This window comes from Streptomyces sp. NPDC093586 (genome assembly GCF_044764905.1).
Classification (GTDB): domain Bacteria; phylum Actinomycetota; class Actinomycetes; order Streptomycetales; family Streptomycetaceae; genus Streptomyces.
The window spans coordinates 1-18,404 of record NZ_JBIWJA010000062.1; the positions used below are offsets into that span (position 1 = coordinate 1).

The following is an 18,404-nucleotide window of genomic DNA, read 5'->3' on the forward strand; positions in this document are numbered from 1 at the left end:
CCTGGAACGGTTCGCCGAGTTCGCCGACGCCTGGGGCAGGAAGTATCCGGCGATCGTGAAGCTGTGGGAGAACGCGTGGGAGGAGTTCACCCCGTTCCTGCGGTTCGACACCGAGATCCGCCGCATCGTCTGCACCACCAACGCGATCGAGTCGGTCAATGCCCGTATCCGCAGGGCGGTCAAGGCCCGCGGCCACTTCCCCAACGAGCAGGCCGCCCTGAAATGCGTCTACATGGCGATCATGTCTCTCGATCCCACCGGCAAGGGCCAGGCTCGCTGGACCATGCGCTGGAAGACCGCACTGAACGCCCTCGACATCACCTTCGACGGCCGCCTGACGGCGGCCCGCCAGTAACCCCAACCACCCTTGGTTACACCGCTCGTTTGACAGACCCAGCGGTGCCAGCGGTTCGGTGCCGGTCTATAACACCCCATAGAGCGAGACCGGGGGCGTGTCGTATATCTGATACGCCCCCGATCCAAACCTTCGATCGGAATGTGAAGAGAATGTGGATCGAGCGAATCGCTGAGGCCACGCACTGGGAGCCGCTTCGGCTCGACATTCCCTGGAACGGCGTCGAGGAAGATCTTGGTACGCCACTGCCCGAGGATTACAAGAAGCTTGCCGAGACGTTCAGCAAGGGCGAATTCTCGGAGTTCTTGCGTGTTTTCACCGTCGATGCCACGAGGCAGTTCGACCTGGTCAGGATCTGGAAGAAGTTTCTCGACGGCGGCCCGGAGAGCGGCCCCGATCCCGCCTTCACGCCCTACCGGATGTACCGGCCAGGTCAGCGCGGCCTCATTCCCTGGGCGTTCGGTGAGATGAAGTGCAGCTACTTCTGGCTGGCGTCCGCGGATGAGGATCCGGCGAGCTGGCCCATCGTCACACAGGGAGATCCGTATCTCTGGCACGAAGTGAACATGTCCACTTCCGAGTTCGTCTGCCGAGTGCTGACCGATCCCGATTTCGAGCCGTTCTCGATCGCGAGGCTGTTTCCGGGGCCCGACTTCTATCCGATGGACTGAGTGGCACACCGCCCCCGCGCCCGACGTGAGTCCCCCGTGACGGCCCGGGCGCGCATTACTGAGGGTCGTCGCCTTCTGCAACCGTCCAGTCGACCACGTCGTCACGGCCCTGCTGACCGCTGCTGTTATGGACGTGATCGGTGGCGTCGTCAACGCCGAACTAGAGGGTGTCTGAAAAGCCCCTCAGTGGACTGGGCTTGCGAGGCGACGCACCAGGAGCATGGCCATGGCGAGGTAGATGGCATTCTCTGAGCAGACGCGCAGGTACTCGTAGTCCTTCGACAGGCGGCGGCACCGTCCCAGCCAGGCGAACGTCCGTTCCACCACCCAACGACGCGGGACCACCGCGAACTGGGGCACTGCCGGCGGCGGTGCCCCCACCTGGGCCCAGGCCGAACGGAAACCACCGTCACGGCGCTGGACGGTCTCCACGGTGATACCGGTGGCCTCCAGAGCCCAGGCGTGGAAGTCGGCACCGCGGTAACCCTGGTCCGCCCACACGTGCCGCAGGCGCGGGAAGGCATCGGCGGCCCGGGCGAACAGCACCACGGCGCCATCGCGGTCACCCACACTGGCCGGGCTTACACACGTGGCCATGACGGTGCCGCGGGTGTCGACGAGCAGGTGCCGCTTGATGCCGCTGACCTTCTTGCCACCGTCGTAACTGTGCAGGCCGCCGCGTTCACTGGCCCGGACGCTCTGGCTGTCCACGACGGCGGCGCTGGGAGTGGGATCCCTGCCGAGCTGCACCCGCTCGCGTTCACGCAGCGCCGTCAGCATCTGCTCCCACACGCCGTCCTTCTGCCAGCGCCGCCAGTAGTGGTAGACCGTCTGCCACGGTGGTAAGTCATGCGGCAGAAGTCTCCAGGCACAGCCGGCCCGCAGCCAATATGTCAACGCGTTGAGGATCTCCCGCCGCGCGTGCTTCGCCGGTCGCCCACCAGGCTTGACCGCCGGAACCAGCGGACGGAAGATCTCCCACTCCTGATCGGACAGATCCGTCGAGTAACGGGTACGCAACCCGCACAACCCAGCCCCCGAAAGTATGTCACCGCCCGCTACCAGGGACCTGCCAGCTGAAGGGCTTTTCAGACGCCCTCTATAAGAGGCTTCACCCGTGTGTCAGTCCAACTGCCCACCCGAACCGGCAGGTTGGAAAGAGCTCCTTACCTTCTTGACGGGTCGGTTCCGCTCATTCGTACGATCGGGAGGCCCAGGGGTGCTGGGTGTGGCTCAAAAAGCTCATGCCGAGGGTGTGGCTTTCAGTGATTGGCCGCCCGGCGCGGTTGCGTCCTGTGAAGTGGTGTACGGGGTCCCACCTGATCCGGGCGTTTGGCCTGGCGTCGGAGTGAGGGCTCGGATAGGAGAACGGCCACCGGCTGATCTTCGAGGTGTCGAAGCTCGAAGGAGATCAGCACGATGACCGCACCCGACAGTCTGCCCCTGCACGCCCTCGCCGAGGAGAATCTCGCCGCGGCGAGTCCCGATCTGCTGCGCGCGATGATCAAAACGTTCGCTGACGCCCTCATGTCCGCCGAGGCCGAATACGGGCAGGTCGGCGACGAGAGGGTCAACCACCACAACGGCTATCGCCCGCGCGAGTGGGACACCCGCACCGGGACCGTCGAGCTCGCCGTTCCCAAGCTGAGGCAGGGCAGCTACTTCCCGCACCGGCTCCTCGAGCGACGCCGCCGGGCCGAACAGGCCCTGATCTCGGTGGTCGCCACCGCCTGCCTCCTCGGCTTCTCCACCCGCAGAGTGGAGAAGCTCGCCGAGTCCCTCGGGGTGACACAGCTGTCGAAGTCCCAGGTCAGTGCGATGGCCAAGCACCTGGACGAGCAGGTCACCGCCTTCCGCAACCGGCCCCTGGACGCCGGACCGTACTCGTTCGTCCGGGTCGACGCGCTGACGCAGAAGGTCCGCGAGGGCGGTCGCATCGTCAACGTGCATGCGCTGATCGCGGTCGGCGTCAACGCCGACGGACACCGCGAGATCCTCGGCCTGGACGTGGCCACCGCCGAGGACGGCGCCGGCCGGCCTTCCTGCGTTCCCTGATCGCCCGCGGCCTGTCGGGCGTCCAGCTGGTCGCCTCCGACGCCCATGCCGGCCTGGTGGACGCGATCGGCGCCGTTCTGCCCGGCGCCTCCCGGCAGCGCTGTCGCACCCTCCCCACACCCTGAACGGGCGCGGGCGGTACCCCCATCGCGAGGAACTCGCTGAGCCAGGTGCCGAAATCGGCCCAGCCCTGGGTGGCCACGCTGCTGCGGACCGTCTTCGAACAGCCCGACACCGACGCGGTGAAGGCCCAGACGGCACACGTCCTGGACGCCTTGGAGGCCAAGTCCCCCAAGGCAGCCGCCCACTTGGACGCCGCCCAGCACGACCTGCTGGCCTTCGCCGCCTTCCCGCGGGAGATCTGGCGGCAGATCTGGTCGAACAACCCGCAGGAGCGGCTGAACAAGGAGATCCGGCGTCGCACCGACGTGGTCGGCATCTTCCCCGGCCGCATCGCCGTCATCCGTCTGGCCGGCGCGGTCCTGGCCGAGCAGAACGACGAGTGGACCGAGGCCCGCCGCTACATGGGCCGCGAACTCCTCGCCAAGGCCCGACTCCACCCGATCGAGTCAGAAACCGACGACACCGCCCTGCCCACCGGAATCACCGCATAGCCTCAAACGAGATCGCCGAGTGGCCGTCGATACACCACTCCAGCGGACGTGACCCCCGGCGCCCCGCGACGACACGGCCACTCATTGGGATGCGCGAACCTCATCGCTTCGTAAGGACACGTCGGCGTGGTCGTCTGCCGGGACCAGGAACACGGATCCTCAAGGGAGGCACGAGTGCCGCAGCTGTGGGCGGGAGCGGACGCGGGCAAGAGCGAGCATCACTGCACGGTGATCGACGCCGGGTGGGAGCGAAGGCTGTCACGGCGGGTGGCCAACGACGAGACGACTCTGCTCGAGCTGATCGGCGAGGTCCTCGAGTTGGGCGAGGGCGAGCCGGTGGCCTGGGCCGTCGATCTGAACGCGGGCGGTGCCGCACTGCTGATCGCACTGTTGGCCGCCCACGGACAGAAAGTCCTCTACATCCCCGGCCGGAACGTCCACCACGCCTCCGGTTCCTACCGGGGCGACGGCAAGACGGACGCCAAGGACGCCTACGTCATCGCCGACCAGGCCCGCATGCGCCGCGACCTGCACCCCCTGCAGGAACAGGACGAGATCGCCGTCGACCTGCGGATCCTCACCGCCCGCCGCTACGACCTCACCGCCGACCGCATCCGCGCGATCAACCGGCTGCGCGCCCAGCTCCTGGAGTACTTCCCCGCCCTGGAACGTGCCTTCGACTACAGCACCTCCAAGGCCGCGCTGGTCCTGCTGACCGGCTACCAGACGCCGGCCGCCCTGCGCCGGATCGGCCGGTCCCGCCTGGCCAGCTGGCTGGCGAACCGCAAGGTGCGAAACGCCCAGGCGGTGGCGGTCACCGCGCTGGAGGCGGCGCAGGCCCAGCACACGGCGATTCCCGGCGAGAGGACCGCGGCAGCCATGGTCCGCACCCTGGCCGCCGCGGTGATGGCCCTGGAGGAGGAGATCGCCCGCACCGACGCGCTGATCGAGGCGCGGTTCCGCGAGCACGCGCACGCTGCGGCGATCACCAGCATGCCGGGCATGGGCAGCCTCCTGGGTGCCGAGTTCATCGCCTGCACCGGCGGGAACCTGGACACCATCGGCAGCCCTGGCCGGCATCGCCGGCCTGGCCCCCGTCCCCAAGGACTCCGGACGCATCAGCGGCAACGCGCCGACCGCACCGCTACCACCGCCGCCTCCTGCGCGTCTTCTACCTGTCCGCCCAGGTCGCCGCCCGGTGCTGTCCGACCTCCAGGGCCTTCTACGAACGCAAGAGGAGCGAGGGCAAGTCGCACAAGCAGGCCGTCCTCGCCCTCGCCCGGCGCCGCCTCGACGTCCTGTGGGCCCTCATCCGCGACCAGCGGACCTTCACCGCCGAACCACCTCAACGCGGCCTCGCAGCGGCATAACACGGTCACCGTCCGCTACCGCAGCCCTTGACAAACCTGATTGGGAATCACTGTCTCGGTGCTCGCTGGGCGGTCTGTCGCACACGAAGACCCTGCATGCCTCCGTCGACGGCCAGTGCGGTTCCGGTGACCGCGCCGGCTGCGGGGCTCAGCAGGTAGGCGATGGCCGCGGCCACCTCTTCGGCCTTCACCAGACGTCCGCTGGGTTGGCGGGCGTTGAGGGCGGCCCGTTCGGCTTGCGGGTCCGCGGCGGCCTGCAGCAGTCGGTCCACCCACGGGGTCTCGGCCGTGCCGGGGTTGACGCAGTTGAACCGGATGCGCTCGCCGACATGGTCGGCGGCCATGGCCAGGGTCAGCGCCATGACGGCTCCCTTGCTCGCGGAGTACAGGGCCCGCTGCGGCAGTCCGGCCGTGGCGGCGATGGAGCCGGTGTTGACGACCGCGGCCGTCGCCCCCTCGTGGTCGTCGAGGGAGGCCCGCAGGTGGGGCAGGGCGGCGCGGGTGGTGCGCACCACGCCCATCAGGTTGACGTCGAGGACGCGCTGCCACTGCTCGTCCGGGTTGTCCTCGACGCTGCCGATCGCGCCGATGCCGGCGTTGTTGACCAGTGCGTCGAGTCCTCCCAGGGCGGAGGCCGCCGCGTCGACGGCGCGGCGGACGCTGTCGTCGTCGGACACGTCGGCGCAGAAGCCGAGCAGGGGGCCGGTCACCGTGTCGCCTGCGAGGTCGAGGACGGCCACGCGGGCGCCGCGGTCGTTCAGCAGGCGGGCGGTGGCCAGTCCGATGCCGGAAGCGCCTCCTGTGACGACGGCGCGCATGCCGGTGAGGTCACTCATACCGATCACTCCATTCGACGGTTCGGGTGAGGCCGGCGGTCCCGGGGCGGCCGGCGGCCGGGCAGGTGCCGGCGGGCTGGTCCGACGTCTGCGCGGTCAGGCCGCGCGCGGCCGGTCCCTTCATGCCTGGACCAGGGTCTGGCGCTGACTGCCCAGGCCCTCGATGGCGAGTTCCACGGTGTCACCGGGCCGGAGGAACGGGGTGTTTGGCAAGCCCAGGGCGACACCGGCCGGTGTCCCGGTGTTGATGACGTCGCCGGGCTGGAGGACCATGTACTGGCTCAGGTAGGCCACCAGGTGGTGAACCGGGAAGATCATGTCGCGGGTGGTCCCGTTCTGGCGTCTGACCCCGTTGACGTGCAGGCGCATGTCCAGCGCCTGCGGGTCCGGGACCTCGTCCGCGGTGACCAGCCACGGTCCGAGCGGGTTGAACGTCTCGCACGACTTGCCCAGGTCCCACTGCCCGGAGTACTCGAGCTGGAACTCGCGTTCCGACACGTCGTGGCTGACGGCGTACCCCGCGATCACGGCCGGGGCCGCCTCGGGGCCGCTGAGGTAGCGCGCGCGGCGTCCGATGACCACCGCGAGCTCGACCTCCCAGTCGGTCTTCACGGAGCCACGCGGGATGAGCACCTCGTCATGGGGGCCGACGACGGTGCCCGGGTCCTTCATGAAGACGACGGGGCGCTCCGGTATCGGTGCTCCGGTCTCGGCGGCGTGGTCACGGTAGTTGAGTCCGATGCAGACGACCTTGCCGGGACGGGCGACGGGCGGACCGATGCGCAGGCCGCCGGCGCTCACCTCGGGCAGAAGACCGGCCGCGAGCGCGGCACGCGCCGCGTCGACACCGCCCGAGGCGAAGAAGGCACCGTCGATGTCGGCGGTGACGGGAGAAAGGTCCAGCACACGGCCGTCATCGGTGCGAAGGGCGGGCCGCTCCTCGCCGGACGCGCCGATACGCAGCAGTTTCATGGTGTGGCTCCTGAATCGGGTGTTCATGGAAGAGTTGCGGTGCAGGCTGTGCCGCACGTCGTCGACGCCGCGGAAACCGGCGGCCGGACCGGCCCGGACGTCCCCGTTCTCCTCACGAACGAGACCGATCCGGTACTCACCGGCCACAGACCGGCACCGGCGCCGGCGGCGACTCCTGCAAGACGGACACGGCTACGCCGGACCCATCACAGCCGGCCCGCGCGAAGGACGGCGGTGCGGCTGCGGAGCGTACGGCTGCCTGGAAGCTGTGATGGGGGGACCTGGTGTGTTCAGGCCTTCGCCTGGACGGCGTCCTGTACCGGTGAGGGGAAGGGGAAGGTGCCCGCGCTGCACAGGTGTTCTCTCAGCCCCTGCTCGGTGCTGCTGACGTGCAGGAGGGCGGCGGCCTGGCTGAGGGAGGCATCACGGATGGACAGGGCGTTGTAGATCGCCTCGTGTTCGGCGAGGGTGCGGTCCGCGGCCCGTGCGTCGACCAGGCCGCGCCAGATGCGGGCGCGCAGCGTACGCCCGGAGATGGCTTCCAGCAGGGTGAGGAGCGTGTCGTTGCCGGTGGCGGAGACGACGGCACGGTGGAACGCCGCGTCGTGGACGTTGAGCTGTTCGACGTCGTCGCGGGCTTCGCGCATGGCGTCCAGGTGCTGTTTGACCTCGGCGAGCTGGTCGTCGGAGATGCGTGCGGCGGCCAGTGCGGTGGCGGTCGGTTCCAGCAGTCGGCGGACCTCCATCAGGTCCTGCAGGGCGGCGGAGTCGCCCTGCAGGAGTTCCACCGCGCCGCCCAGGCCCTCGAAGAGCAGGCTCGGCTGCAGGCTGGTCACATAGGTGCCGTCCCCCCGCCGGATCTCGAGGACCCGTGCGACGGCGAGAGCCTTCACGGCCTCGCGGGCGAGGTTGCGGGACAGGCCCAGCTGAGCAGCCAGCTCCGGCTCCGGCGGGAGTTTCGACCCCGGGGGGAGCGCCCCGGTGCGGATCAGTTCACGGATCCGTTCGATGGCCTTGTCCGTCAAAGACAACGCGGACTCCTTCCGTGAGCGTTCTCCGCGGTGGGCACGTCCGCCCTGATCAGTCCCTGGGCGCGAAGGTCGTCCCACAGACCTTCGGGAATCGGCTGGCCGGCCAGCTCCGCGTTCCGCGTCACCTGCTCGCGGCTGCGCATACCCAGGGTGACGTTGATGATATGGGAATGCGCATAGGGGAAGGCTATCGCCGCAGCCGGCAGGGTCGTCCCGTGTGCGGCGCAGACGTCGGCGATCGCTCTGGCCCGGGCGACGAGGGCGGGGGGTGCGTCCTGGTAGTCGTACTTCAGGTCGTCCGTGGGACGGAGCCGGGAGAGCAGTCCGGAGTTGAACACGCCGACCGCGACCACGCTCTTGTCCAGCTCCTTCGCGGCGGGGAGTACGTCGTCGAGCGCGGACTGGTCGAGGAGGGTGTAGCGGCCGGCGAGCATCACCACGTCCGCGGCCGTCTCCCGCAGGAAGCGGGCGAGCATGGCTGACTGGTTCATACCGGCGCCGATGGCGCCGATCACCCCCTGGTCGCGCAGCTCCGCCAGGGCCGGCATGGCCTCCTCGGCGGCCTGTCTCCAGTGGTCGTCGGGGTCGTGCAGGTAGACCACGTCGAGCCGGTTCAGTCCCATCCGCTCCAGGGACGCCTCGATGGAGCGCAGCACCCCGTCCCGGCTGAAGTCCCACTGCCGGCAGAGGTCGTCGCGGACGACGAAGCCCTCACTGTCGATGCCCTGGGGGTTCTCGTTCGGGACGAGCAGGCGGCCCACCTTCGAGGAGACGACGTACTGGTCGCGAGGGTACTGGCGCAGGGCCGCGCCCAGGCGCTGCTCCGACAGGCCCAGGCCGTAGTGCGGGGCGGTGTCGAAGTAGCGGATGCCGGACTCCCAGGCCGCCTCGATGGCGGTGGCCGCGTCGTCCGGCGGAGTGGCCCGGTACAGGTTGCCGATGACGGCGGCGCCGAAGCCCAGCTCGGTCAGCTCGACAGAGGTGTTCTTGATCTTTCGGTGTCGCAAGCTGTCGTCCTTCCTGGATCGTGGTGGTGGGGAGACCTGGCTGCCGGCTTACCGTCTGACCGCTGCCGAGCCGCCCGCCATGAGCGCCTCCACCTCGGGCAGCGAGGCCATGGAGACGTCACCGGGTGTGGTCATGGTGAGCGCGCCGTGGGCGGTGCCGTAGGCGAGGGCCCGCTTCAGGGAGGTCACCGTGAGGCCCGCCGGCAGGGTGTCGTCGGTGGTGAGCAGTCCGTAGATCAGACCGGCCGCGAAACCGTCGCCGGAGCCGATGCGGTCCAGGACGTGCAGGCCGGGCATCTCGGGGCCGGTGACGCAGCCCGTCGACGCCGACCAGGCGACCGCGGACCAGTCGTTCACCCCGGCCGAGGGCACTTCGCGCAGGGTCGTGGCCAGGACCGTCGCCTGCGGTACCAGCGTCGCGACGTGGGCGAGTGCGTCCGGCACCTCGTCGGCGCGGATGCGAACCTGACCGGGGTGGTTTCCGGCCAGGCCCAGGGCGCCCACCAGAACGTCGGCGTGCCGGGCCAGCCGCAGGTCGACCTCGCGGGCCCGTTCGGCCCCGCCGCGGCCCTCCCACAGGCTGGGGCGGTAGTTGGGGTCGTAGGAGACGGTCACGCCGTGCCGTCGGGCGGCGGCCATCGCCTCGTCCGCGACCTCGACCGTGGTGTCCGACAGGCCGGCGAAGACGCCGCCGGTGTGGAACCAGCGTGGACCGGTGGCGAAGACCGCGTCCCAGTCGATGTCGCCCTTGCGCAGGCGGGACACGGCCGTGTTCGCGCGGTCGCTGACGCCGAGGACGCCACGGATGCCGAAGCCGCGTTCGACGAAGTTCAGACCGGTGCGGGCACTGCGGCCGACGCCGTCGCCGGGGACCCAGCGGACCAGGGTGGTGTCGACGCCGCCCTGGAGGATCAGGTCCTCCACCAGCCGGCCGACCGGGTTGTCGACCAACGCCGTCACGACGGCCGTCCACACGCCGAAGCAGCGCCGCAGACCGCGGACGACGTTGTACTCGCCGCCGCCCTCCCAGACCTGGAAGGAGCGGGAGGTATGGATGCGTCCCTCGCCCGGGTCGAAGCGGAGCATCACCTCGCCCAGGGCGATCACCTGGGGGCCGTATCCGTTCATACGGTGCTCCTGTGCACGGCCTGGGCGGTCAGCCGCCGGATCTGCGCGTACTCGCCCCGCTTGAGGTGAGCGACGGTCGCCATCCAGCTGCCGCCGACGGCAAGGACCGCCGGGTCGCTGAGATAGTCCGACATGCGAGCGGCGCCGGTCGGGACGAACCGGACCTGGGGAAAGGGCGCGGCGAGCGCCCGGAGCGTGCGCGGTCCGCCCAGGGACTCGGCGGGGAACAGCTTGACGACGTCCAGGCCCGCCTTGAGGGCCCGCATCAGTTCGGTGGGAGTGGCCACGCCCGGCACCACTGGTACGCCCAGGTCCCGGCACCTGGCCACGACGTGCTCGTCAAAACCGGGGGAGACGACGAAACGGGCGCCGGCCTCCACGGCCAGATCCGCCTGCTCGGGGCTGAGGACGGTGCCGGCGCCGACGGCCAACCCGCCGTGTGCTGCCATCGCCTTCAGTACCCGCTCGGCGCCGGGGGTGCGGAGGGTGACCTCGGCGCAGCGGGCGCCGCCCGCCGCGAGCGCGTCGGCCAGCGGGCCGGCGGACGCGACGGACGGCACGGTGAGCACCGGCAGGATGCGGGCCTTCGACAGCAGGGAGGCGAGGTCGGTGGTCATCGGCCGAGCCATCCGCCGTCGACGGGCAGGATCGTGCCGTGGACATAGGCGGCGGCGTCGGAGGCGAGGAACACGGTGGTCCCCGCGAGATCCTCGGGGCGGCCCCAGCGTCCGGCCGGGATCCGGTCGAGGATGGCGCGGCTGCGGTCCTGGTCGTCCTGGAGGGCCTGGGTGTTGTCGGTGGCGATGTAGCCGGGGGCGATGGCGTTGACGTTGACGCCGTGGGGTGCCCATTCGTTGGCGAGTGCCTTGGTCAGGCCGGCGATGCCGTGCTTGGCGGCGGTGTAGCCGGGGACGGTGATGCCGCCCTGGAAGCTGAGCAGCGACGCCGTGAAGATGATCTTGCCGTGGCTGCGGGCGACCATGGCCGCACCGACCGCACGGGTGAGGGTGAACTGGGCGTTGAGGTTGACCTGGATGACCGTGTCCCAGTCGGTGTCCGGGTGTTCGGCGGCCGGGGCGCGGCGGATGGTGCCCGCGTTGTTGACCAGGATGTCCACCGGCCGCTCGCGTCCCGCGAGGTCCGCGCCGAGGGCGCGTACGGCGTCGGGGTCGGCGAAGTCGGTGCGGATCGCCTCGAAGCCGCGTCCCGCGGCACGCACGTCCTTCTCCACGTCGCTGCCGGACTTCTCCAGACTCGCGCTCACCCCGATGACGTCCGCGCCGGCCTCGGCCAGCGCACGCGCCATGGCGCGTCCGATGCCGCGCCGGGCGCCGGTGACGACAGCGAGCCGTCCGCTCAGGTCGAAGGCGGTCATACGGCGGCTCCCTGAGCGTCATCGGTGTTGTTGCCGCAGTCCACGAGGATCTTCATCACGTCGCCGCCGCCCTCCAGCGCCTCGAACGCCGAGGGCGCCTCGGTGAGGGGGACCACCTTGCTGATGAGCCTCTCGGCGGGCACGGTGCCGTCCTCGATCAGCGCCACCGCCTTCTCGAAGTCGGGCAGGTGGTACAACCGGGCGCCGACCAGGGTGAGTTCGCGCCAGAAGAAGCGGTGCAGGTTCACCTCGCGCGGCTTGGGATGGATGGCCACCAGACACAGCCGGCCCCGCACACCCAGCACGTCCACGGCCGTGGCCATGCCGGCCGCCGCGCCGGAGACCTCGAAGGCGACGTCCGCGCCCGCGTCGCCGGTCCACTGCCCGACGAGCTTTGGCACGTCGTCCGTGGCGGGGTCCCAGGCGGTCAGGTCCAGTTCCTTGGCGAGCTGCCGGCGGTGGGCGCTCGGTTCGACGATGCGGACGTCGGCTCCCGCGGCCCGCGCGACGAGGGCGATGAGCACCCCGACGGGTCCGCCGCCGACCACGACGACCTTCTCACCGGCCCGGACGCCGGCCCGGCCGACGTCGTGCACGGCGACGGCGGTGGGCTCGACGAGCGCGGCCCGGTCCAGGGGGATGGTCTGCGGCAGGCGGACGAGCGTGGCGGCGGGCACGGTCCAGCGCTGCTGCATCGCTCCGGGCGAGTCGATGCCGATGAAGTCAAGGTGCTGACAGATGTACCGGTGCCCGGACCGGCAGGCCGGGCAGGTGCCGTCCCAGCGCAGCGGCATCACGGTGACGGCGTCACCGGGCTGCCATTCCTCGACGCCGGGGCCGACGCGGACGACACGGCCGGACATCTCGTGGCCCAAGACGGCGGGCCGGCTGACCCGGGCGTCCATGTCACCGTGGAAGATGTGCAGGTCGGTGCCGCAGATGCCGACGTAGGCGGGGGCCAGTTCCACCTCTCCGGGCCCTGGCGCGGACGTCTTCGCGGGACCCGTGTCCAGGGTGCGGGCGGCGGTGTAGCGGACGGCGAGTGTCATGGTGTTCCCAAGGTCCCTTCAGCGCGGACGCCGATGGTCAGCAGCAGGTTGGCGTAGGTGCGGGTGTCGGCGGTGACGATCGTCAGCGCCAGGTCGCGGGAGCGGGCCGCCTCGTAGAACTCGAACCGGCCGAGCGCCTCGACCGGGACGGAGCCCAGCCGGGACCGGTGGTCGGCGAGGGCGGGTGGCTCCGGTTCGCCCTCGGGCGGCACCATCACGTGGGCCGATTCGACGGGGACCGCCCGCAGCAGGACGTCGAGCACGGTGGTGACGTCGAGCAGGCCGGGGGTCAGGTTGAGATGGACCGTCCGGGCGCGGGGGTTGGTGGCGGTACTCGCGGGGTAGTGACCGTCGGCGAGCAGGACGCGGGAGCCATGTCCGGCGCCGGCCAGCGCCTCCAGGATCTGGGGGTGTAGCAGCTCGGTCAGGAGCATGCCGTTCCCTCCTTTCTGTCCACGGAGTACAGGCGGTAGAAGTCGGTCGCGGTGCCGGCGAGGACCATGGAGGTCTCGGCGGCGGAGCAGTCGGTGAGGAGTTCTTCGACGGTGGCGGCCCACCGATTCCAGCCCCCGGCGAGGACGCAGACCGGCCAGTCCGAGCCGAACATCAGGCGGGCGGGTCCGAAGGCGTCCAGCAGGGTGTTCCAGACCGGCCGGATGTCGTCGACGGTCCACTCGGCGTGGTCGGCTTCCGTGATCAGGCCGGACACTTTGCACCGCACCTGGGGGTGCGCGGCCAGCCGCCGTACGTCCCGTTCCCAGTCGTCCAGGTCTCGCCGGGCGATGGGTGGCTTGCCGGCGTGGTCCAGGACCAGAGGCAGGGAGGGAAGGCGCTCGGCGAGGCGGGTGGCCTGCGGGAGCTGGTGGCTGCGGACGAGCAGGTCGTAGCCGAGGCCCCGTTCGCCCACTGCCCTCAAGCCCCGTTCCGCCTCCGGCTGTTGCAGCCAGGCGGGATCGGTCTCCGCCTGGACGAGATGGCGCACGGCCCGCAGGCGGTGGCCTCCGCGCCCGGCGAGCAGTGCGTCCAGTACGTCACCGGCCGTCGGGCAGGTGAGGTCCACCCAGCCGACGACCGCGCCGATCAGCGGTTCCCGGTCGGCGAGGTCGAGGAGGTCTTGTGTCTCGGGCACGCAGGGCACACACTGCACCACCACCGTGGTCCGCAGCCGCCGTCCGGCGATGGTCCGGTCCGCGGCGGCGCGCAGGTCACCGGGGCTGAAGTCGCGCCGGATCGGTTCGTGGCCGGGTTCGACCAGCCAGGGCTGTGGACGGCGCGCGAGGTTCCACACATGGTGGTGGGCGTCGACCAGGGGCGGCGTGTCAGACACGGGCTGCCCAGACGGGGCCGTCGGGGTAGGCGTACTCCTTGAGGGACTCCTGCCGCATCTGCGCGCTCAGTCCCGGCAGGACCGGCGCGAGGTAGTGGCCGTCGACGATGCGGACCGGGTCGACGAAGTGCTCGTGCAGGTGGTCGACGTACTCGATGACCCGGTCCTCGACCGTGCCGGACACGGCGACGTAGTCGAACATCGACAGGTGCTGCACCATCTCGCACAGGCCGACGCCGCCGGCGTGCGGGCAGACCGGCACCCCGGACTTCGCGGCCAGCAGCAGGATCGCGATGTTCTCGTTGACCCCGCCGACACGTGCGGCGTCGATCTGCACGATGTCCACGGCCCCCGCCTGCAGGAGCTGCTTGAAGACGACCCGGTTGGCGACGTGCTCACCGGTGGCCACCTTGACCGGCTCCAGCGCCGCGCGGACGGCGGCGTGACCGAGGATGTCGTCGGGCGAGGTGGGCTCCTCGATCCAGTACGGGTCGTAAGGCGCCAGCGCCCGCATCCACTCGATGGCCGGCTGCACGTCCCATCTCTGGTTGGCGTCCACCGCGATACGGATCCCGGCGCCCACCGCCTCACGGGCGGTGCGCATGCGCCGTACGTCGTCCTCCAGATCCGCGCCCACCTTCAGCTTGATCTGGGTGAAGCCGTCGGCGACGGCCTCGCGGGCCAGGCGGGCCAGCTTCTCGTCGGAGTAGCCGAGCCAGCCGGGCGTGGTGGTGTAGGCGGGATAACCCCGCTCCAGCAGACGGGCGATCCGCTCCTGGCGGCCCGGCTCGGCCCGGCGCAGGATCTCCAGCGCCTCCTCCTCGGTGAGGGCGTCGCTGAGCCAGCGGAAATCGACCTGGGCGACCAGCTCCTCGGGCGACATCTCGCCGAGGAAACGCCAGACCGGCAGACCGGCGCGCTTGGCCGCCAGGTCCCAGGCGGCGTTAACGACCGCACCGGTTGCCATGTGGATGGCGCCCTTCTCCGGCCCCAGCCAGCGCAGTTGCGGATCGTGCACCAGGGAGCGGGAGAAGGCGCCGAGGTCGGCGCAGACCTCCTCGACGGACAGACCCACCACATGCGGCGCCAGCGCCGCGATGGCGGCGGCCTGCACGTCGTTGCCGCGGCCGGTGGTGAAGGCCAGGGCATGGCCCTCCAGCCCGTCGGTGGCATCCGTACGCAGCACGACATAGGCGGCCGAGTAATCGGGTTCCGGATTCATCGCGTCCGAACCGTCCAGATGCTCGGACGTCGGGAACCGCACGTCGAGGACGTCCAGAGCGGTGATGCGGGCGGATGCGCTCGCGAGAGAAGGCATACGAACTCCTGTGAGTGCTGGGGGAACCATCCCCCGGTGGCGAGTGGGGAACCGCCCGGTCTCCCGGCGGCGGCATGGAAGGCCTGTGCGTTTCCGGAAGCCGAGCCGACCGGCGGCTTGCCACGCGAAGTGGCCGCGACGCAGCTGCTTGCGGCAGCTGTTCGCGTAGTGGAGGGGTCGAACGTGCGACCTGCGGAGACTCCATCAATCCGCATCGCGTGCAGCAGGGCGCGCAGTGCGCGGCGACGAGCGCCTGATCGTCAGCGACGGCCGCAGGATGATCTGCCGGTGGGGTCCTCGATGGTGCGTGCGCCCTGTGGCTGCCAGAAGCTGCCTGGCGGCCATGGCTCCCATGACTTTGCCCGGGCGGTGCACGGAGGTGAGGGGGACGGCTGCGGAGGAGGCGTACTCGATATCGTCACAGCCCACAATGGCCATGTCCTCCGGGACCAGCACGCCGGCCTCGTACAGAGTCTGGAGCACGCCCATGGCGAGCAGGTCGTTGGCGCAGAAGACGGCTGAGGGGCGGTGGGTCATGGTGAGCAGCCGCCGGCCGGCGTCCTGTCCGGCCGCGACGGTCATCTCCGGACACGAGATCTCCTGCAGGGAGTCGGCGGACAGGCCGGCGAGACGGAGCGCTTTCTGGCAGCCGGTGCGGCGGTAGGCGACCTGCGGGAGATAGGAAGGACCGCTGACGAAGACGATGCGGCGATGCCCACTGTCCAAGAGGTGCTGGACGGCCAGCTGTCCGCCTTCCACGTCGTCGATCGCGACACAGGAAGCCTCTGACCCGGTGCCGGGATGATCCATCAGGACGAACGGCATCTGGAAGCGTTCCAGGACTCTGACCGAGGACCCGGACAGGTCTGTAGGGGTGATCAGGACTCCGCGGACCTGGTGCTCCCTCAACAGGGCCAGGTATCGGGCTTCCTCGGCGGCTTCCCGAGCACTGTTACAGACCATCACGGCCATGTCCGCCTCCCTCGCGGTCTCCTCCGCACCCTGGATCAACGCCATGCAGAAGGGATTCGTCAGGTCGTGCACGAGCAGGGCGAGCAAACGCGATGAGCTCCCTCGTAGGACGCGGGCTACCTCATTGCGTACGTAACCGAGCTGCTCAACCGCGGCCAGAACACGGGCACGTGTGGCGTCCGCGACGATGTCCGGCTTGTTCAGCACGTTGGAGACGGTGCCGATCGACACGCCCGCTTCCCTGGCAACGTCCGCTATGCCCGCACGTTGCTTCACGGCCTTCTGTTCCTCTTCTCATGTCTCAGTGGCGTCATCCGGCCGGCGAGGCTCGGGCCGGCCTGACGGCGGCCCTATGAGTCCTTCCGCGAGGGGCGGCCGCCGGAGGCCCGTTCGTCAGTTGCGCCCGCGACCGCTGTACAGGGCCAGCGGGCTGTCCAGTTCGACGGCCAGAACCGTCACATGCTCGTCGATGTCCGCGTCAGCTGGTGCGTCGATCCACGTCTGCCCCGGAACGGCGCCCAGCCCAGGGTCGGTGCGATGGCCGAGCTCGGTTCCGCTGCCCACAACCGTCACCCGCTCGATCCGGTTCATGAGGCCTCGCAGAGAGATGACCTCGCGCGGTACATCCAGGCAGAACAGGTAGAGCGTTAGGCGGTCCGCCGAGACCGTGCTGGGGCCGTAGTGGTGACCGGGTGGCAGCCCGGCATCGGTTCCATGGACAGCGACATCGTGCTTGGTGATCCAGGAACCGAGGCCCTCGAGCCGCGTGATCGCCTCGGCCGGGAGGGAGCCGTCCTCCCTGGGGCCCACGTTCAGCAGCAGATTGCCGCCCATGCCGATCACCTCGCCGAAGTAGCGCACCAGTTTCGTCACCGACTTGAAGTGCTGATCGCTGTGGCGGAAGCCCCAGGAGTCGTTCACGGTCAGGGCGAGCTCCCAGGGGCCGTCAGGGGCGCTCACAGGAATGCCTTGCTCGGGGGTGGCGTAGTCACCACGACCGAGCAGACGGCCGTTGAAGACGGTGTGCGCATTCTCGGCGAGGATCCGGTCGGCGATCTCGTCGACCCCCCACTGTTCCTCGCTGCGCTCCCACTCGCCGTCGAACCAGAACAGGTCGGGCCGGAACTCACGCGCCAGCTCCGTCACCTGTCCGTGCAGGTAGTGGCGGTAACGCTGCCAGGCGTCCGGGTTCTGCTCGCCGTCTGCCGGGACGACGTACGGGTTGGTGAGGGTGTCCTCGACGGCGATGGCCGGGTCGGGGTCAGGGTGCGCGACGCTGGCGTAATCGGGGTGGTTCCAGTTGCTGAGGCTGTAGTAGAAGCCGACCTTCAGGCCGCGGGAGCGCAGCGCCTTGGCGTACCCGCTGACGAGGTCGCGTCGAGCCGGCGTGTGCTGCACCGTGTTCAGTCCCCCGTACGCGGTGTCCCACAAGGCAACGCCGTCGTGGTGCCTGGTGGTGAGAACGGCGTAGTCCGCTCCCGCTCGGGAGAACAGGTCGGCCCATGCTTCGGGATCGTAAGCGGCAGCGGTGAAGCGCTCGAGCTGAGCCATGTACCGCTCGTGGCTGACATCCCCCCGGTAGAAGGACCACGACTCCTCCACGCCGTCCACGGCGTAGATCCCGTAGTGGACGAAGATTCCGAGCTTGGCCTCGCGGAACCAGGGTTGCATCGGCATCGGGTCAGCCCCTTCAGTGCGTTTGACAGGAGAACTTCGTAGGGATGGAGGGACAGTCGTCGACCTGGTCGCCGGGTGCGTCGTCGACACGGAAGGCCACTGTGTTCCGGCCTGCGTGCAGCGTCGAAGGCGAACCGGATGAACCGCCACTGACTCATTCCGCCGATGTCGCCCACGCCGGGGTCACCTCCCTGTGGTCAAGCCGTACCGGGATCGAGATGGCGAGAGATGCCAAGCGGCCGCGTTCCCTACCCGGGCAGGGAACGGGTACCCGACCGCTGATACTCGCGAATACCGATCCGCCTTTCCCGAATGGGTCGGTAAATCGATTCGGCCGCGCTGTTCGCTCAATGGGAAGTAAGCCCCTGCACTGTTTTCCTTACAGGTACAGACTTACTTTTGAAACGTTTCGAACCAAAGTTACTTCGGCGGAAGGTATCGCCTCTTCGTTACTCGGTCAAGGGACGGAAAGAGGGGTGATCGCCTTGTAGGCCGGAGCCGTCTCGCATCCTCCCTCGGTAGGTCAGTCATCCTACCACTGGCCTCCAGGGTCACCAGAGGGACGACGTATGTTTTTGACGGCTGGTGGGGGTTGCGCCAGCTCGCACCCCTGCTTCGCCCAACGCCCCCGCCTTTGCGAGCAGTTG

General features: G+C 69.6%; 17 protein-coding genes and 2 pseudogenes. 5 read left to right on the plus strand and 14 right to left on the minus strand.

All coding sequences use genetic code 11. The features are described from left to right. The 3 genes from ACIRFH_RS34880 to ACIRFH_RS34890 form a co-directional block, all read left to right on the plus strand. Positions 1-355, plus strand: a 355-nt coding sequence (locus ACIRFH_RS34880; protein WP_403530060.1) for a transposase, incomplete at its 5' end; no start/stop codon positions are given. Positions 356-507: 152 nt separating this feature from the next. Beyond that, positions 508-1,026 carry a hypothetical protein gene (locus tag ACIRFH_RS34885; RefSeq protein ID WP_403530063.1) on the plus strand — a complete coding sequence of 173 codons (519 nt, stop codon included), beginning with the start codon at positions 508-510 and terminating at the stop codon, positions 1,024-1,026. Between the two features lie 58 nt (positions 1,027-1,084). After that, positions 1,085-1,201 carry a DUF6368 family protein gene (locus ACIRFH_RS34890; protein ID WP_403530125.1) on the plus strand — a complete coding sequence of 39 codons (117 nt, stop codon included), beginning with the start codon at positions 1,085-1,087 and terminating at the stop codon, positions 1,199-1,201. An 8-nt stretch (positions 1,202-1,209) separates the two neighbouring features. On the opposite strand, the gene ACIRFH_RS34895 is transcribed toward ACIRFH_RS34890, so the two are convergent. Then, complete coding sequence (locus ACIRFH_RS34895) at positions 1,210-2,046, minus strand: IS5 family transposase (RefSeq protein ID WP_403530066.1); 837 nt, start codon at positions 2,044-2,046, stop codon at positions 1,210-1,212. A gap of 399 nt (positions 2,047-2,445) precedes the next feature. Between ACIRFH_RS34895 and ACIRFH_RS34900 the strand changes: the two are divergent. Further along, a pseudogene (locus ACIRFH_RS34900) lies at positions 2,446-3,695 on the plus strand (IS256 family transposase). 174 nt (positions 3,696-3,869) lie between these two features. Continuing rightward, positions 3,870-5,065 (plus strand): annotated as a pseudogene (locus ACIRFH_RS34905) (IS110 family transposase). A gap of 47 nt (positions 5,066-5,112) precedes the next feature. Here the strand turns inward: ACIRFH_RS34905 and ACIRFH_RS34910 are convergent. The 13 genes from ACIRFH_RS34910 to ACIRFH_RS34970 form a co-directional block, all read right to left on the minus strand. Further along, a complete protein-coding gene (locus ACIRFH_RS34910; RefSeq protein WP_403530069.1) occupies positions 5,113-5,901 on the minus strand; it encodes an SDR family NAD(P)-dependent oxidoreductase in 789 nt (262 codons plus the stop codon). A 120-nt stretch (positions 5,902-6,021) separates the two neighbouring features. Continuing rightward, positions 6,022-6,873 (minus strand): fumarylacetoacetate hydrolase family protein, encoded by an 852-nt coding sequence (locus ACIRFH_RS34915; protein WP_403530072.1) that lies wholly within the window; start codon positions 6,871-6,873, stop codon positions 6,022-6,024. 290 nt (positions 6,874-7,163) lie between these two features. After that, positions 7,164-7,904 (minus strand): FadR/GntR family transcriptional regulator, encoded by a 741-nt coding sequence (locus ACIRFH_RS34920; protein WP_403530075.1) that lies wholly within the window; start codon positions 7,902-7,904, stop codon positions 7,164-7,166. Next, complete coding sequence (locus ACIRFH_RS34925; RefSeq protein WP_403530078.1) at positions 7,895-8,911, minus strand: aldo/keto reductase; 1,017 nt, start codon at positions 8,909-8,911, stop codon at positions 7,895-7,897. Before ACIRFH_RS34925 ends, ACIRFH_RS34920 begins: the two co-directional genes overlap by 10 nt. Positions 8,912-8,959: 48 nt before the next feature. Continuing rightward, positions 8,960-10,039 carry a PfkB family carbohydrate kinase gene (locus tag ACIRFH_RS34930; RefSeq protein WP_403530081.1) on the minus strand — a complete coding sequence of 360 codons (1,080 nt, stop codon included), beginning with the start codon at positions 10,037-10,039 and terminating at the stop codon, positions 8,960-8,962. After that, on the minus strand, positions 10,036-10,656 hold the full coding sequence (locus ACIRFH_RS34935) for a bifunctional 4-hydroxy-2-oxoglutarate aldolase/2-dehydro-3-deoxy-phosphogluconate aldolase (protein ID WP_403530084.1): 621 nt from the start codon (positions 10,654-10,656) through the stop codon (positions 10,036-10,038). Before ACIRFH_RS34935 ends, ACIRFH_RS34930 begins: the two co-directional genes overlap by 4 nt. Then, positions 10,653-11,414 (minus strand): SDR family oxidoreductase, encoded by a 762-nt coding sequence (locus ACIRFH_RS34940; protein WP_403530086.1) that lies wholly within the window; start codon positions 11,412-11,414, stop codon positions 10,653-10,655. Before ACIRFH_RS34940 ends, ACIRFH_RS34935 begins: the two co-directional genes overlap by 4 nt. Continuing rightward, complete coding sequence (locus ACIRFH_RS34945; protein ID WP_403530088.1) at positions 11,411-12,463, minus strand: zinc-binding dehydrogenase; 1,053 nt, start codon at positions 12,461-12,463, stop codon at positions 11,411-11,413. The genes ACIRFH_RS34940 and ACIRFH_RS34945 overlap by 4 nt, the downstream gene beginning before the upstream one ends. Further along, the gene (locus tag ACIRFH_RS34950; RefSeq protein WP_403530090.1) at positions 12,460-12,897 is read right to left on the minus strand and encodes an RbsD/FucU domain-containing protein; all 438 of its coding nucleotides are present in this window, start codon (positions 12,895-12,897) and stop codon (positions 12,460-12,462) included. The genes ACIRFH_RS34945 and ACIRFH_RS34950 overlap by 4 nt, the downstream gene beginning before the upstream one ends. Further along, positions 12,888-13,790 carry an amidohydrolase family protein gene (locus ACIRFH_RS34955; RefSeq protein WP_403530093.1) on the minus strand — a complete coding sequence of 301 codons (903 nt, stop codon included), beginning with the start codon at positions 13,788-13,790 and terminating at the stop codon, positions 12,888-12,890. Before ACIRFH_RS34955 ends, ACIRFH_RS34950 begins: the two co-directional genes overlap by 10 nt. After that, positions 13,783-15,108 (minus strand): L-fuconate dehydratase, encoded by a 1,326-nt coding sequence (locus ACIRFH_RS34960; protein ID WP_403530096.1) that lies wholly within the window; start codon positions 15,106-15,108, stop codon positions 13,783-13,785. The genes ACIRFH_RS34955 and ACIRFH_RS34960 overlap by 8 nt, the downstream gene beginning before the upstream one ends. Positions 15,109-15,312: 204 nt before the next feature. Further along, complete coding sequence (locus tag ACIRFH_RS34965; protein WP_403530099.1) at positions 15,313-16,356, minus strand: LacI family DNA-binding transcriptional regulator; 1,044 nt, start codon at positions 16,354-16,356, stop codon at positions 15,313-15,315. Between the two features lie 117 nt (positions 16,357-16,473). Further along, a complete protein-coding gene (locus ACIRFH_RS34970; protein WP_403530101.1) occupies positions 16,474-17,907 on the minus strand; it encodes an alpha-L-fucosidase in 1,434 nt (477 codons plus the stop codon). Positions 17,908-18,404 lie beyond the last annotated feature (497 nt).